Here is a 16,367-nt window from a genome sequence, read left to right as displayed (position 1 = left end):
GGGTCCTCTCAGAGCTGGCCGACGTCGGTGACGCGGAGGACCGCGCGGCCCTCCTCGTCCGAGGCCGCCAGGTCCACCTCCGCGCTGATGCCCCAGTCATGGTCGCCGTTCGGGTCGGCGAAGGTCTGCCGGACGCGCCACAGGCCGTGCTCCGCGTCCTCCTCGATGGACAGCAGCTTCGGGCCGCGCGCGTCCGGGCCGGTGCCGAGGTCGTCGTACTCGTCCCAGTACGCGTCCATCGCCTCCGCCCACCGCTCCTCGTCCCAGCCGGACTCGCCGTCCATCGCGCCCAGTTCGGCGAGCTGGTCCAGCGCGGCCAGCTCCACGCGGCGGAACAGGGCGTTGCGCACGAGGACCCGGAAGGCGCGGGCGTTGGCCGTGACCGGCTTGACCTGGTCGGCCTTCTCCTGGGCCTCCTCGGCCGTCTCCACCTCCGGGTTGGCCAGCTGCTCCCACTCGTCCAGCAGCGAGGAGTCGACCTGCCGCACCATCTCGCCCAGCCAGGCGATCAGGTCCTGAAGGTCCTCCGTCTTCAGGTCGTCCGGGATGGTGTGGTCCAGCGCCTTGTACGCGGACGCCAGGTACCGCAGCACGATGCCCTCGGTCCGCGCCAGCTCGTAGAAGGACGTGAACTCCGTGAAGGTCAGCGCCCGCTCGTACATGTCGCGGATGACGGACTTCGGCGAGACGGGGTGGTCACCGACCCACGGGTGCGACGTCTTGTAGGTGTTGTACCCGTGCCACAGCAGCTCCTCCAGCGGCTTGGGGTACGAGACGTCCTGGAGCCGCTCCATCCGCTCCTCGTACTCGACGCCGTCCGCCTTCATCGCGCCGACCGCCTCGCCGCGCGCCTTGTTCTGCTGGGCGGCGAGGATCTGGCGCGGGTCGTCGAGCGTCGACTCGACCACCGACACCATGTCGAGGGCGTACGACGGGGACTCCGGGTCGAGCAGGTCGAACGCCGCGAGCGCGAACGTCGACAGCGGCTGGTTGAGCGCGAAGTCCTGCTGGAGGTCGACGGTGAGCCGGATCCTGCGCCCCTCGGCGTCCGGCTCGTCCAGCTGCTCCACGACGCCGCCGTCCAGCAGCGAGCGGTAGATCGCGATGGCGCGGCGGATGTGCCGCAGCTGGTTCCTGCGCGGCTCGTGGTTGTCCTCCAGCAGCCGGCGCATGGCGGTGAAGGCGTCGCCGGGGCGGGCGATCACCGACAGCAGCATGGTGTGCGTGACGCGGAAGCGGGAGGTCAGCGGCTCCGGCTCGGAGGCGATCAGCTTCTCGAAGGTGTTCTCGGTCCAGCCGACGAACCCCTCCGGGGCCTTCTTGCGGACCACCTTGCGGCGCTTCTTCGGGTCGTCGCCCGCCTTGGCGAGCGCCTTCTCGTTCTCGATGACGTGCTCGGGCGCCTGCGCCACCACGAACCCGGCCGTGTCGAAGCCCGCCCGGCCGGCACGGCCCGCGATCTGGTGGAACTCGCGGGCCCGCAGCGTGCGCACCCGGGTGCCGTCGTACTTGGTGAGCGCCGTGAACAGCACCGTGCGGATGGGGACGTTGACGCCGACGCCGAGGGTGTCCGTCCCGCAGATGACCTTCAGCAGGCCGGCCTGGGCGAGCTTCTCCACCAGCCGCCGGTACTTGGGCAGCATGCCCGCGTGGTGCACGCCGATGCCGTGCCGCACGTACCGCGAGAGGTTCCTGCCGAACGTCGTGGTGAAGCGGAAACCGCCGATCAGCTCGGCGATCCGGTCCTTCTCCTCGCGCGAGCACATGTTGATGCTCATCAGCGACTGCGCGCGCTCCACGGCCTGCGCCTGCGTGAAGTGGACGATGTAGACGGGCGCCTGCTTGGTCTCCAGCAGCTCCGTCAGCGTCTCGGTGATGGGCGTGAGCCGGTACTCGTACGAGAGGGGGACCGGTCGCGTCGCCGAGCGGACCACCGCCGTCGGGCGGCCCGTGCGGCGGGTGAGGTCCTTCTCGAACATCGACACGTCGCCGAGCGTCGCCGACATCAGCACGAACTGCGCCTGCGGCAGCTCCAGCAGCGGGATCTGCCAGGCCCAGCCGCGGTCGGGCTCCGCGTAGAAGTGGAACTCGTCCATGACGACCTGGCCGATGTCGGCGTCCTTGCCGTCGCGCAGCGCGATCGAGGCGAGCACCTCCGCCGTGCAGCAGATCACCGGGGCGTCGGCGTTCACCGACGCGTCGCCGGTGAGCATGCCGACGTTCTCGGTGCCGAAGAGCTTGCACAGGTCGAAGAACTTCTCCGACACGAGCGCCTTGATCGGCGCCGTGTAGAACGTGACCTGGTCGTTGGCGAGCGCCGTGAAGTGGGCCCCCGCCGCCACCAGGCTCTTGCCGGAGCCGGTGGGCGTGGACAGGATCACGTTGGCGCCCGAGACGACCTCGATCAGCGCCTCCTCCTGGGCCGGGTAGAGGGAGATGCCACGGCCCTCCGCCCAGGACGAGAAGGCCTCGAAGAGGGCGTCGGGATCGGCGGTCTGCGGCAGCTGATCGATAAGGGTCACGACCCCATCTTGCCTGGCTTCCCCCGTGAAGCGGGAACCGGCCACCGGCACCAAGATCACGAGCGGTAGCCTGTGCCGTCAACTCGGCACCACCACACGACCACGGGGGCGGCACGCACATGATGGGACCGGCGCACTCACTCTCCGGGGCGGCGGCCTGGCTCGGCGTGGGCGCCGCCACCGCGGCGGCCGGCCACGCCATGCCGTGGCCGGTCCTCGTCGCCGGAGCGCTGATCTGCGCCGGTGCGGCCCTCGCCCCGGACCTCGACCACAAGTCGGCGACGATCTCGCGCGCCTTCGGGCCGCTGTCCAAGTGGGTGTGCGAGGTCGTCGACAAGCTGTCCTACGCCGTCTACAAGGCCACCCGCACCCGCGCCGACGCGCGCCGGAGCGGCGGCCACCGCACCCTGACCCACACCTGGGTGTGGGCGGCCGCGATCGGCGCCGGCGCCTCGGCGCTCGCCGTCCAGTGCGGCCGGTGGGGGGTCCTCGCGCTCCTCTTCGTCCACGTCGTCCTGGCCGTCGAGGGCCTGCTGTGGCGGGCCGCCCGGGTCTCCAGCGACATCCTCGTGTGGCTGCTGGGCGCGGCCGGCGCCTGGATCCTCGCGGGCATCCTGGACCAGCCCGGCAACGGCGCGAACTGGCTGTTCGAGGCGCCGGGCCAGGAGTACCTGTGGCTGGGGCTGCCCGTCGTGCTCGGCGCGCTGGTCCACGACGTCGGTGACGCGCTCACCGTCTCCGGCTGCCCGATCCTGTGGCCGATACCGATAGGCGGCAAGCGCTGGTACCCGATCGGGCCCCCCAAGGTGCTGCGCTTCCGGGCGGGCAGCTGGGTCGAGGTGCGGGTGCTCATGCCGGTGTTCATGGTGCTCGGCGGCGTGGGCGGCGCCTTCGCGCTGGGCCTGGTCTGACCCCGCCGGGGCGCGTGCGCCCCGGCGGGGGAGCGGGGTGGGGGCGGTGTCCCGCGGGACGGGCGGGGGAGCGGGGTGGGGGCGGTGTCCCGCGGGACGGGCGGGGGAGCGGGGCGGCGGTGTCCTGCCGGAGCGCCGGGCGGGGGAGCGGGTCGGTGCTACCCGTGCCAGGACCGCCACAGCGCCGCGTACGCCCCGTCCGCGGCCACCAGCGCGTCGTGGCCGCCCAGCTCGGTGATCCGGCCGCCCTCCACCACCGCGATCAGGTCGGCGTCGTGCGCGGTGTGCAGCCGGTGCGCGATGGCGACGACCGTACGCCCCTCCAGGACCCGGGCCAGGGACCGCTCCAGGTGCCGCGCGGCCCGCGGGTCGAGCAGCGACGTCGCCTCGTCCAGCACCAGCGTGTGCGGGTCCGCCAGCACCAGCCGGGCCAACGCCACCTGCTGGGCCTGCGCCGGGGTGAGCCCCTGTCCGCCCGAACCGACCTCCGCGTCGAGACCGCCCTCCAGCGCCCGTGCCCAGCCGTCGGCGCCGACCGCGGCCAGCGCCGACCACAGCGCGCCGTCGTCCGCCCCGGCCCGGGCCAGCAGCAGGTTGTCCCGCAACGACCCGACGAAGACGTGGTGCTCCTGGTTGACCAGCGCCACGTGCTCCCGGACCCGCTCGGCGGGCATCCGCGCCAACTCCGCCGCCCCCAGCGTGACCCGGCCGGAGCCCGGCGCGTAGATGCCGGCGAGCAGCCGGCCCAGGGTCGACTTGCCGGCGCCCGACGGGCCGACCAGCGCGAGCCGCGTCCCGGGCGGTACCCCGAGCGACACCCGGTGCAGCACGTCGACGCCCTCCCGGTAGCCGAAGCGCACCTCGTCCGCCCGCACCTCGCGCCCCTCGGGCCGCACCGACGCGTCCCCCGCGTCCGGCTCGATCTCCCGCACGCCGACCAGCCGGGCCAGTGACACCTGCGCCACCTGGAGCTCGTCGTACCAGCGCAGGATGATCCCCACCGGCTCCACCAGCATCTGCGCGAGGAGCGCCCCGGTGGTCAGCCGGCCGACGTCCAGCCAGCCCTGGAGCACGAACGCCCCGCCGATCAGCAGCACGGAGGCGAGCACCGTGGTGTGGGTGAGGCTGATGACCGGGAGGAACACCGAGCGCAGGGCGAGCGTGTACCTCTCCCACGCCGTCCACTGCCCGATCCGACGGTCGGAGAGCGCCACGCGGCGCGCCCCGAGCCGGTGCGCCTCCACCGTGCGGCCCGCGTCGACCGTCTCGGTGAGCGCGGCGGCCACCGCCGCGTACCCGGCGGCCTCCGAGCGGTACGCGGCGGGCGCCCGCCGGAAGTACCAGCGGCAGCCCACGACGAGCAGCGGCGCCGCCACCAGGACGCACAGCGCCAGCGGGGGCGCGGTCACCGCGAGCCCGCCGAGCAGCAGGCCCGCCCAGACCACCCCGATCGCCAGCTGCGGCACCGCCTGCCGCATGGCCTCGGCCAGCCGGTCGACGTCGGTGGTGACGCGCGACAGCAGGTCCCCCGTCCCCGCCCGCTCCAGCACGCCGGGCGGCAGCCGGACCGACCGGACGAGGAAGTCCTCGCGCAGGTCCGCCAGCGTCTCCTCGCCGAGCATCGCCCCGCGCAGCCTCACCAGCCGCACGAACAGCGTCTGCACGGCGAGCGCGACGGCGAACAGGAGCAGGGTCCGCCCGAGGTGCAGTCGGTCCTCCCCGGCCGCGAGCCGGTCCACCAGCGAGCCGAGCAGGTACGGGCCGGTCATCGAGGCGACGACCGCCACGGCGTTGACCGCGACGAGCAGCGTGAACGCCCGCCGGTGGCGGCGCAGCAGCTCCCGCACGTACCGGCGCACGGTGGCGGGGCTGCCGACGGGCAGCGTGGTGGCGGATCGCGGCGCCGCGGGGTCGTACTGCGGTGGTACCAGGGCGTGCCCGGTCATGCGGACTCCTCCCGTCCGGGGAGTGGTGCGGTACGGGCACGGGCGGCGGACTCGGCCGCCGCGGGCTCCGTGGCGGCGGGCACGGGCACGGCCTCGGTGCCCGGTACGGGCACGGGGACAGCGCTCGGCGGGCCGCCGGCGTCGGCCGGGGTGCCGGTGCGCGTGCCCGTGCCGGCTCTGGCGTCGGCGGGGGTGCCGGGCTGGGCGTCCGGTCCGGCGTCGGGCCGGGTGCCGGGTGCGGCGTCGGGGCCGGTGTCGCGGGAGACGACCGCCCGGTAGCGTGGCTCGGTGCGCAGCAGCTCCCGGTGGGCGCCCGCCGCGACCGCTTGCCCCCGGTGGACCAGGACCACCCGGTCGGCCACGTCCAGCAGCAGCGGCGACGAGGTGAACACGACCGTCGTGCGCCCCTCGCGCAGGCGCCGGATCCCGGCCGCGACCGCCGCCTCGGTGTGCGAGTCGACCGCCGACGTCGGCTCGTCCAGCACCAGCACCGGGGGGTCGGTCACCAACGACCTGGCCAGGGCGAGCCGTTGCCGCTGCCCGCCCGACAGGGACCGGCCGCGCTCGGTGATCGGGGTCTCCATCGGGTCGCCGTCCGGTTCGGCGGACGCCTGCGCCAGGGCGTCCAGCACGTCCCCGCACCGGGCGGCCTCCAGCGCCCGGGCGGCGGTCACCGCACCGGACGAGGGCACGTCCAGCAGCTCCCGCAGCGTCCCCGACAGCAGCACCGGGTCCTTGTCCTGCACGAGCACCGCGGTGCGGGCCACCGACAAGGGCAGCCCGTCCAGCGCGACGCCGCCCACGAGAACCGGTACGTGCTCCGGGCCGCCGTCGGCCGGATGGCCGCCCAGCCGTTCCGCGAGCCGCCCGGCGGCGTCCGGGTCGCCGCACACCACGGCGGTGAACCGCCCGGCTGCGGCCCGCAGACCCGTCAGCGGGTCGTGCAACTCCCCCTCCGGCGGCCACGACCCGCCCTCACCCGACGGCAGGGGCCCGCCCTCGTGCCGAGGCGGGGACCCGTCCCCGCCCGGCGGCACGGCACCTCCGCCGGTCCCCGGCCCGGTGCGCGACAGCGCCAGCACCCGCGCGGCGCGGCGCGCCGAGGGCCGCGAGAACGAGTAGGCCATGGCGATCTCCTCGAACTGGCGCAGCGGGTGCTGGATCAGCAGCACCGCCCCGTACACGGCCACCAGGTCGCCGACCGCGATCCGTCCGTCCAGCGCGAGCCGCGCCCCGTACCCCACCACGCCGATCAGCAGCAGTCCCGGCAGGACCACCTGTACGGCGGCGATCAGCGCCCACGAGCGGGCGCTGCGCACGGCGGCGCCGCGCACCTCCTGTGAGGCGGCGCGGTAGCGGTCGAGGAACAGCTCCTCGCCCCCGATGCCGCGCAGCACCCGCAGTCCGGCGACCGTGTCGGTCGCCAGCTCCGTCGCCCGTCCCGCCTTCTCGCGCTGCTCGTCGGCGCGGCGGGTCGCCCGGGGCAGCAGCGGCAGGGGCGCCAGCGCCAGTACCGGCACGGCCAGCGCGACGACGGTGCCGAGGGCGGGGTGGTACAGCACCAGGCCGGCGCAGACGGCGACCAGCGTGGCGGCCGCCGCGGCGAACCGGGACAGGGCCTCCACGAACCAGCCGATCTTCTCGACGTCACCGGTCGAGACGGCCACCACCTCACCGGCCGCCACCCTGCGGGTCAGCACGGAGCCCAACTCGGCGGCCTTGCGGGCGAGCAACTGCTGCACGCGGGTCGCCGCGGTGATCCAGTTGGTCACCGCGGTCCGGTGCAGCATCACATCCCCGACGGCGATGGTCACGCCGAGCAGGGCGATCAGCCCGCCCGCGAGCGAGAGCCGGACACCCGACCCGTCCACGACCGCCTGGACGGCGAGGCCGACGCCCACCGGCAGCCCGATGATGCCCAGGTTCATCACCAGCCCCCAGCCGAGCGAGGCGAGCTGCCCGCCCAGCTGGCGCCTGCCCAGCCACACCAGGAAGCGGGCACCGGAACGGACGTCGGGTTCGCCGGGGTCGGCGTACGGGAGGTGGCGGATCTGCATGGCGTCCCAGACATTCTCGGCGGGTACGGGCGGGGGCGGGTGCGTGCGGGCGGGGCGAGGGGGGCGGCGGGCGGAAACGGCGGTCGACGGCGGTCGGCGGCGCAGGCGGGGGCGGCGGGCAGGGCGGAGGACACCGCCGACGGCCGGGGCGCGGCGGAGACGTGTCAGGTTCACCCCGCCGACGGGCCCGGGGCAAAGGGTTTTCCGCCGCCTCGCACGGAACGCGCCAACGCCGCGTCCCGTCCCTGGCGCCCGACTCCGTCCGGCGCTTCACTTCCGCCCCATGAGACGACGCGCAGTCATGAGCACGCTCAGCGCCCTGGCGCTCGCCGCCGGTGCGCTCCTCACCGGCCCGCCGGCCGCCACCGCCGGCCGACTCCCGCAGCCACCGGCCGAGTTCGGCACCGACTGGCACGACCCACTCACCGCCGCGCCCCCGGTGCACCGGCCGCGCGGGGTGCCCTCCTGCGAGGTCACCGTCGCCCGGGCGCAGTTCCGCGACTTCACCCCCTACCGTGGCGCCTACACGCCACCCGAGGGGTGTGGCGACCGGTGGAGCGCGGTCGTCCTCCGGCTCGACGGCCGGGTGCGGGGACGCCAGTACGACCGGCTCGGCCACCTCGCCGTCGGGGGCGTCGAGGTCCTGCGCACGTCCACGCCCCAGCCGTCCCCCGACGGCATCGCCTGGTCGGTGGAGAAGGACGTCACCCGCTACAGCGACACCCTGAGCCGGCCCCAGCCGGTCGAGATGCTCATCGGCAACGTCGTCGACGACACCCACACCGGCGTCATCGACGTCACCGTGACCCTCACCTTCTACGCCGCCCCCGGACGTGCCGCACCCGGCGACCGCACCGCACCCGGCCGTACCGCCCCCGACCCGGCGGCGACCCCGGAGCTCGTCCTCCCCCTCGGCGACGGCGGCTCCGTCACCACCCCGCGCAACACCGAACGGATCCTCGCCGAGGTGTACGCCACCGGCTCGGGCGGCGGCTGCGAGGAGTACTGGTACCTGACCGTCCCCACCGGGGCGCCCTACGGCTGCACCGCCGAGGGCGGCCCCCACCGCGAGGTCCGCGTCAGCGTCGACGGCCGGCTCGCCGGCATCGCCGCGCCCTTCCCGACGGTCTGGACGGGCGGCTGGTCCAACCCGTTCCTCTGGTACGTCGTCCCCGGCCCCCGGGCCTTCGACGTCCAGCCCGTGGTCCTCGACCTGACGCCGTTCGCCGGACTCCTCAACGACGGCCGCCCGCACCGCGTCGAGGTGACCGTCGCCGGGGTGCCGGCCGGACGGCCCGGCTGGAGCACCCCGACGAACCTGCTGCTGTGGCGGGACGAGGGCCGCGCCGTCGTCACCGGCGCCCTCACCCGGCACGAGGACGGCGGCGCCACCGGAACCTCCCGCCACACCCCCGGCGCCGAGCACCGCGTCGACACGGCGGCGGCCCACCGGCTCACGGTGGCCGGACACGTCGACACCTCCCGCGGCAGGACCGCCACGACCGTCACCCGCGCGCTCACCCACACCTCCGTCCACCGCTGGGGCGCCGACGAGAACCCCGACGCCCTCGACGCCACCTGGAGCGACCACGAGACGGTCACCGCGGGCGGCGCGACCACGCGCACCCGAAGGACGTACACCATGGACGGCACGACGACCGTCGGCGCCGGCGACCGGCTGCGGACGGTGCTGACCCTCGGCGACCACGCCCACACCGTCGCGACCCGCGGCGGCCGGCCGCCCACCTGGTCACGGCTGGACGACACGTACACCGGCGACGCGACGTACACGACGGGCGTCCCCCGCGACCAGCGCCACGCGGTCGGCTCGTCCGCCGAGCACTACCGGCTCCGCGGCTCAGCCGGTTGCCACGACCGCCTCGTGCGCACCGCGCAGGGGGTGGTGACGGAGGACCGCACACGCTGCTGAACCCTCCGCCGGCACCCCACCGCCACCGCCCCGCCCCTCCGCGCGCCCGCCACCGGGCCGGCGGGGCGGGGGCGCGGGCGGGGGCGCCGCGGGCTACGCCTCGGCCGGGCGCTCCGAGTCCACCCCGGGCCGCGAACGGCGCCACTCGCCGCGGGTGAAGTCCGGGAACGCCACGGGGGCGCCCTGGGCCCGGATCGAGGAGTGGCTCAGCGGCACCGGCGCCGACCAGGTGGCGGCGTCGTAGACGTCGAAGTCCGGTACGAGACCCAGCCGCATGACCTGCGTCAGCCGGTACACCATGAGGTAGTCCATGCCGCCGTGCCCGCCCGGCGGGTCGGCGTGCTCCCGCCAGAGCCAGTGGTCGAACTCCCCGGCGTAGACCGAGAAGTCGCCCCACTGGTGGTCCTTGTGGTCAGGTTCGAGGTAGACGCGGGCCGGGTAGTCCTCGAAGACCCCGCGGGTGCCGCCCAGGCTGTTGACCCGGCTGTACGGGTGCGGCGTGGACACGTCGTGCTCCAGCCGGATCACCCGGCCCTTGGCGGTCCGCAGCATGCTGACGGTGCGGTCGCTCCCGACGTAGGACTCCTTCCGGCTGGGGTGGTCCGGCGGCATGTGGGCCGCCCGGTACTCGGCCAGCCCCAGGGCCGGCGTGCCGAAGCTGCTGATGCCGACCACGCGGTCGCCCCGGTTGACGTCCAGGTAGTTGGCGACGGGCCCGAAGCCGTGGTTCGGGTACAGGTCACCGCGCAGCCGGGTGTGCCACAGCCGCCGCCACGGCCCTTCGTAGTAGGTCGGGGAGAACAGCAGCTCGCGCAGGTCGTGGTGGTACGCGCCGGCGGCGTGCAGCAGCTCGCCGAACTTCCCCGCGTGCGCCATGCGCAGCACGCGCGTCTCGGTCCTGCCGTAGCAGCAGTTCTCCAGCTGCATGCAGTGGCGCCGCGTCCGCTCCGACAGGTCGACCAGGGCCCACAGCTCGTCCAGGGTCATCGCCACGGGGCACTCGACGCCGACGTGCTTGCCGCTGAGCAGGGCGGTCCGCGCCATCTCGAAGTGGAGCTCCCACGGAGTGGCGACGTACACGAGGTCGACGTCGCCGCGCTCGCACAGCCGCGCGTAGGCGCCGTCGCCGTGCGTGTACACCGCCGGCGCCGGCTGCCCGGCGGCCACCACCTTGGCGGCCGCCCGCGCCGCCTTCTCCCGGACCGGGTCGCAGACGGCGGTGACGCGCGTGCCGGGGACGGCGAGGAACAGGTCGATCATGCTGTCGCCGCGGTTCCCCAGTCCGACGATCCCGACCCGTACGGTGCTGCGCCGCTCGAACGGCACGCCCGCCATCGTGGCGCCCTGGCGGGGTGGCGGCGCGGGCTCCGCCGGGCCCGCCGCCGTTCCGCCGGCGGGGCGCGGGGCGGCCGCCGCGGCCGGTGCGGCGCCGAGGGCGGCGAGTCCGAGCCCGGCGCCCGCCGCGCCCGCCGTGGTCCGCAGCACGCCGCGGCGTGAGGGCGCGGCGGGGACCCGGGGGGCACCGGGCACCGCGTCGTCGCCGGGAACCGAGTCGCTCATGGAACCTCCAGTACATGACGTGCACGGCTGGTTCACCTGTCCCGGGAAGGACCCTGGCCGCCCGGCCGGGGGTGCGCAAGGGAGAGGATCGGCCTTCCGCGGCGCGTGCGTGCGCCGGGGACCGCGACCGGCCGGATACGGGTGTTCGTACCGGGTGGGCGTGCCGGGTGGGCTCGGCGCGTGCGGCCGGGGACGGGCGGCCGGGGACGGCGGCGCCGGCCTGGGCGGGGAACGCCGCCGGGTGCCGAGGCGGTGCCGGTGGCCGTGCCGAGTGCGGGCCCCGGGAGGATCGTCGAGGACCTGCCGGTACCGCGCCTCGGGGCGGGCGGGCGGTCGCCTCGCCCCGGGGCGCTCGCCGGCTCAGCAGCGCTGGTCGGGCACCCCGTCGACCAGGGCGGACAGCAGCCCGCCGAGCACCTCGCGCTGGCCGGTGGTCAGGGGTGCCAGGACGTCCTCCGCGGCGGCCCGGCGCGCGCTCCTCAGCCGCCGCAGCGTGGCGCGGCCCTCCTCGGTGAGCTCGATCCTGATCACCCGGCGGTTGGCCGGGTCGGGGACGCGGCGCACCCGGCCGCTCGCCTCCAGCCCGTCGACCAGGCTGGTCACCGCCCGGGGCACCACCTCCAGACGCTCGGCGAGGTCGGCCATGCGCGGCGGCGACTCGTAGTGCGCGACCGTCCGCAGGAGGCGCGACTGGGCGGGCGTGATGCGGATGTCCACGGCCTCCAACTGCCGCTTCTGGCTGCGGTGGAGCCGGCGGGTCAGCCGCAGCAGCTGCTCGGCGAGGAGGCCGTCGGCGTCGGGTGCGTTCATAATCGGCAGGGTAGCAGGAGCATGTTCACTGTTACCTGTCCTCACAATGAGCTATGCTCTCCGTCGCAGGCGCGTCCCGTGGCCGCGGGACACGACGACCTCTCGAAGGAGCCATGCGCATCCACGCCGAGTCCACCTGGACGCCACCGCCCCACGACCCGGACCAGCCCCCGGCGCAGATCCGCCGCATCCTCCGGCTCTTCCGGCCGTACCGCGGCCGCCTGGGTTTCGTGGGCCTGCTCGTCGGCGCCTCCTCCCTGGTGGGGGTCGCCTCGCCGTTCCTGCTGCGGGAGATCCTCGACACCGCCATCCCCCAGGGCCGCACGGGGCTGCTGACCCTCCTCGCGCTCGGCATGATCCTCACCGCGGTGGTGACCAGCGTCTTCGGCGTCCTGCAGACGCTGATCTCCACCACGGTCGGGCAGCGCGTCATGCACGACCTGCGCACCGCCGTCTACGCCCAGCTCCAGCGCATGCCGCTCGCCTTCTTCACCCGGACGCGGACGGGCGAGGTGCAGTCCCGCATCGCGAACGACATCGGCGGCATGCAGGCCACGGTCACGTCGACCGCGACGTCCCTCGTCTCCAACGTCACCGCCGTCCTCGCGACGATCGTCGCGATGCTCGCGCTGGACTGGCGGCTGACGGTCGTCTCGCTCCTGCTGCTGCCGGTCTTCGTGTGGATCAGCCGCCGGGTGGGCCGCGAGCGCAAGGCGATCACGACCCAGCGGCAGAAGCAGATGGCCGCGATGGCGGCGACGGTGACCGAATCGCTCTCCGTCAGCGGCATCCTGCTGGGGCGCACCATGGGCCGGGCGGACTCCCTGACCCGCTCCTTCGCCGACGAGTCCGAGCGCCTGGTCGACCTGGAGGTCCGCGCCTCCATGGCCGGCCGGTGGCGGATGGCGACCATCACGATCGTCATGGCCGCCATGCCCGCCCTGCTGTACTGGGCGGCCGGCCTGGCCCTGCGGGCCGGCGGGCCGACCATCTCCATCGGTACGCTCGTCGCCTTCGTCACGCTCCAGCAGGGACTGCTGCGCCCCGCCGTCAGCCTGCTCTCGACCGGCGTGCAGATCCAGACCTCGCTCGCGCTCTTCCAGCGGATCTTCGAGTACCTGGACCTGCCGGTCGACATCACCGAGACCGAGCGGCCCGTGCGCCTGGAGCGGATCCGCGGCGAGATCCGCTTCGAGGACGTCGCCTTCCACTACGACCGGGGTGACGAGAAGAGCGGACCGACGCTCGACGGCATCGACATCACCGTCCCCGCGGGCGGCAGCCTCGCCGTCGTCGGCGCCACCGGCTCCGGCAAGTCCACCCTCAGCTACCTGGTGCCCCGGCTCTACGACGTCACCGACGGCCGCGTCACGCTCGACGGGGTCGACGTGCGCGAGCTCGACTTCGACACCCTCGCCCGCGGCGTGGGCGTCGTCTCCCAGGAGACGTACCTCTTCCACGCGTCCGTCGCCGACAACCTCCGCTTCGCCCGGCCGGACGCCACGGACGCCGAGATCGAGGCCGCGGCCAGGGCGGCGCAGATCCACGACCACATCGCCTCGCTGCCCGACGGCTACGACACCCTCGTCGGCGAGCGCGGCTACCGCTTCTCCGGCGGCGAGAAGCAGCGCCTCGCCATCGCCCGGACCATCCTGCGCGACCCGCCCGTCCTCATCCTCGACGAGGCGACGAGCGCCCTGGACACCCGGACCGAACAGGCCGTGCAGCAGGCGATCGACGCCCTCTCCGCCGGGCGGACCACCATCACCATCGCCCACCGGCTCTCCACGGTGCGGGCCGCCGACCAGATCGTCGTCCTCGACGCCGGCCGCATCGTCGAGCGCGGCAGCCACGCCGAGCTCCTCGCCAAGGGAGGCCGGTACGCCGCCCTCGTCCACGGCGACGCCCGCATGGGCGCGGACGGCGCACACGCGGCGGCGCCGCCGCTCCCCTGGGACGGGGGAGCGACGGCGCCGGACGGAGCGAGCGTCAGACCAGCCAGCCCACGAAGTGGAGGACACCGGCGAGCAGGTTGGTGATGAGGTTCATGGGGTGGGACTCCTTGTGCGTCGTGCATGTGTGTGGGACTCGCGCCCTCGCGGTCTGCAGCCCGTCGCTTGCGCACCGTAAGCATCCTGCGCCGCACGCGTGCGGAGCAACGGCTTCCGGTGCCGACCACACGTTCCGGCGAACATCCGATCCCGCGTTCGCTTGTTCGGGCACGCGGGGCGTGAAGTCGGATATGCACGCTTTATGATGATCTGCGGGTTAGCGTGCCCGCATGAGGTTCCCGATCCCGAGGAAGTCCCGCCGCAGACACCGACGGCCGCGCCTGACCCGTCGTGGCCGACTGGTACTGATCACCGGTGTGCTCGCCCTCGTCGCGGCGGGCACCCTGGTGCCCCTGCTCCTCATGCGCGAGCCCGCCCCGCCGCCGCGCGAAGAGCCCCGGCACCTGCTCATCCCCGAGGGCTGGCGCTCCACCCAGGTGTACGAGGCGGTCGACAAGGCCCTCGGCGTGCCGCCCGGCACCACCCGGGCCACCGCCGCGTCACCGGGACTCGGCCTGCCCGCCGCCGCCCGGGGGAACCCCGAGGGGTTCCTCTTCCCGGCCACGTACCCGGTCGTGGACGCCACGACGCCGCGCGGCCTCCTGCGCTACATGGTCACCACGGCGGGCGAGCGGTTCGGGACCTCCCGTGTGACGCAGGGAGCCCAACGGAGCAGCCTCAGCCTCTACGAGACGGTGACCATCGCCAGCATCGTGCAGGCCGAGGCCGACACCGCGGAGGACATGGGCAAGGTGGCCCGGGTGATCCACAACCGTCTCGCCAGTGGCATGCCGCTGCAGATGGACTCGACGCTCAACTACGCCCTCGGCCGCTCCACCCTGGACACCTCGCACGCCGACACCCGCATCGACAGCCCCTACAACACCTACGTCGGCACGGGCCTGCCCCCCACACCGATCGGCAACCCCGGCGAGCAGGCCGTGCACGCCGCGATCGACCCGCCTCCGGGCGACTGGTTGTACTTCGTGACCGTGCGGCCCGGGGACACCCGCTTCACCGACGACTACGCCGAACAGCAGCGGAACGTCGAGGAGTTCAACGCCCACCGCCGCAGCGCCACGCCCTGAGACTCAGGCGTCCGCCCGCGCGCGCCCCGTACCGACGAGCGCTCCCCGCACCACGGCCCCACCGGCACCGGCGCCCGCGGCGGCCCCGTGGGCGGCACCCGCGACGGCCCTGTCACGCGCCGCCCCGGCGTCACCGGCACCCGAGGCCCCGGCACCCGCGTCCCCGTGCCCGGCAGTCCCGGCAGTCCCGGCAGCCCCGGCAGTCTCGTCGGCCACGTCGGTCGCGGACCCGCCGGCACCCGACGCTCCGCCGAGCCCCGGTGCGCCCGCCCCGCCGAGCCCCGACACGTCCGTCCCGTCGGCCGGCCGCTCCAGCAGCCGCCTGACGTCGCGGACGGCGGCGCGCCCGGCGCGGTTGGCCCCGATGGTCGACGCCGACGGCCCGTACCCCACGAGGTGGACCCGCGGATCGCGCACGGCCCGGGTGCCGTCCAGCCGCATGCCGCCGCCCGGCTCGCGCAGCCGCAGCGGCGCGAGGTGGTCGACGGCCGCCCGGAAACCGGTCGCCCACAGGATCACGTCCGCGTCCACCACCCGCCCCGCCGTGGGCCGCCCACCGTCGCCCGCGCCCGCAGCCGGCGCGGGGTCCCACGCCACGCCCGTGGGGGTGATCCGGTCGAACATCGGCAGCCGGTCCAGCACGCCCCGCTCCCGTGCCGCACGGACCGCGTCGTTCAGCGGCAGCCCGGTCACGCTCACCACGCTGCGCGGCGGCAGCCCCTGCCGCACCCGCTCCTCCACCAGGGCGACGGCCGCCCGCCCCTCCGCCTCGCCGAAGGACCCCTCGCGGAAGACCGGCTCGCGCCGGGTCACCCACGTCGTCTCCGCCGCCACGTCCGCGATCTCCATGAGGTGCTGGGTGCCGGAGGCGCCGCCGCCCACCACGACGACCCGCCGCCCGGCGAACGGCTCGGGACCCGGGTAGTCCGCCGTGTGCAGCTGCCGCCCGCGGAACGTCTCCTGCCCGGGGTAGCGCGGCCAGAACGGGCGGTCCCACGTACCGGTGGCGTTGATCAGGGCCCGCGCCGCGTACACCCCCTCGGACGTCTCGACGCGCAGCCGGCCGTCCCCGCCGTCCCGTACCGCCGCCACGTGCACGGGCCGGTGCACGCGCAGGGCGAACGCCTCCTCGTACCGGGCGAAGTACTCCCCGATCACCTCCGCGGACGGGCGGCCCGCGTCGGCCCCGGTCAGCTCCATGCCGGGCAGCGCGTACATGCCGTGCACCTTGCCGTACGTGAGCGACGGCCACCGGAACTGCCAGGCGCCGCCCGGCCGCGGCGCGTGGTCGAGGACGACCACGTCGCGGTCCGGCTCGTACCCGGCGCGCCGCAGGTGGTACGCGGCGGACAATCCCGCCTGCCCGGCCCCCACGACGACCACGTCCACGTCCCGCACGCCCCGCACGTCACGCACCTCGAAACCGTTCACCCTTCCACCAACCAGCCGGAGCGGAGGGATCTTCCCCGGCCGCACAGCGGGCACCATGGAG

General features: G+C 74.9%; 8 protein-coding genes and 2 pseudogenes. 4 read left to right on the top strand and 6 right to left on the bottom strand.

Annotated features, from left to right (window positions below; genetic code table 11):
• Window positions 1-8: 8 nt before the first annotated feature.
• Complete coding sequence (locus tag ACF053_RS26480; RefSeq protein WP_391956289.1) at window positions 9-2,522, bottom strand: DEAD/DEAH box helicase; 2,514 nt, start codon at window positions 2,520-2,522, stop codon at window positions 9-11.
• Between the two features lie 119 nt (window positions 2,523-2,641).
• Between ACF053_RS26480 and ACF053_RS26475 the strand changes: the two genes are divergently transcribed.
• Window positions 2,642-3,433, top strand: coding sequence for a metal-dependent hydrolase (locus ACF053_RS26475; RefSeq protein ID WP_391956288.1), 792 nt, complete (start codon window positions 2,642-2,644; stop codon window positions 3,431-3,433).
• A gap of 158 nt (window positions 3,434-3,591) precedes the next feature.
• On the opposite strand, the gene ACF053_RS26470 is transcribed toward ACF053_RS26475, so the two are convergent.
• Window positions 3,592-5,379, bottom strand: a complete 1,788-nt coding sequence (locus ACF053_RS26470) for an ABC transporter ATP-binding protein (RefSeq protein ID WP_391956287.1) — start codon at window positions 5,377-5,379, stop codon at window positions 3,592-3,594.
• A gap of 236 nt (window positions 5,380-5,615) precedes the next feature.
• Window positions 5,616-7,436: pseudogene (locus tag ACF053_RS26465) on the bottom strand (ABC transporter transmembrane domain-containing protein); the annotation flags it as partial.
• 283 nt (window positions 7,437-7,719) lie between these two features.
• On the opposite strand from ACF053_RS26465, the gene ACF053_RS26460 reads away from it, so the two are divergent.
• Window positions 7,720-9,366 carry a peptide-N4-asparagine amidase gene (locus ACF053_RS26460; protein ID WP_391956286.1) on the top strand — a complete coding sequence of 549 codons (1,647 nt, stop codon included), beginning with the start codon at window positions 7,720-7,722 and terminating at the stop codon, window positions 9,364-9,366.
• A gap of 93 nt (window positions 9,367-9,459) precedes the next feature.
• Here ACF053_RS26460 and ACF053_RS26455 read toward each other — a convergent pair whose 3' ends face one another.
• Together ACF053_RS26455 and ACF053_RS26450 are read right to left on the bottom strand one after the other, a co-directional pair.
• Window positions 9,460-10,926, bottom strand: a complete 1,467-nt coding sequence (locus ACF053_RS26455) for a Gfo/Idh/MocA family protein (RefSeq protein WP_391956285.1) — start codon at window positions 10,924-10,926, stop codon at window positions 9,460-9,462.
• Between the two features lie 360 nt (window positions 10,927-11,286).
• A complete protein-coding gene (locus ACF053_RS26450) occupies window positions 11,287-11,736 on the bottom strand; it encodes a MarR family winged helix-turn-helix transcriptional regulator (RefSeq protein WP_391956284.1) in 450 nt (149 codons plus the stop codon).
• A 113-nt stretch (window positions 11,737-11,849) separates the two neighbouring features.
• Between ACF053_RS26450 and ACF053_RS26445 the strand changes: the two genes are divergently transcribed.
• Together ACF053_RS26445 and mltG are read left to right on the top strand one after the other, a co-directional pair.
• Window positions 11,850-13,775 (top strand): ABC transporter ATP-binding protein, encoded by a 1,926-nt coding sequence (locus tag ACF053_RS26445; RefSeq protein ID WP_391956283.1) that lies wholly within the window; start codon window positions 11,850-11,852, stop codon window positions 13,773-13,775.
• 242 nt (window positions 13,776-14,017) lie between these two features.
• Window positions 14,018-14,875, top strand: coding sequence for an endolytic transglycosylase MltG (mltG, locus tag ACF053_RS26440; protein ID WP_391956282.1), 858 nt, complete (start codon window positions 14,018-14,020; stop codon window positions 14,873-14,875).
• Window positions 14,876-15,169: 294 nt separating this feature from the next.
• Here the strand turns inward: mltG and ACF053_RS26435 are convergent.
• A pseudogene (locus ACF053_RS26435) lies at window positions 15,170-16,273 on the bottom strand (FAD-dependent oxidoreductase); the annotation flags it as partial.
• Window positions 16,274-16,367 lie beyond the last annotated feature (94 nt).

The sequence above is a fragment of the Streptomyces kanasensis genome (genome assembly GCF_043077165.1).
GTDB classification, from domain to species: Bacteria; Actinomycetota; Actinomycetes; order Streptomycetales; family Streptomycetaceae; genus Streptomyces; species Streptomyces changanensis.
This window is presented reverse-complemented; position numbering and strand designations above follow the sequence as displayed.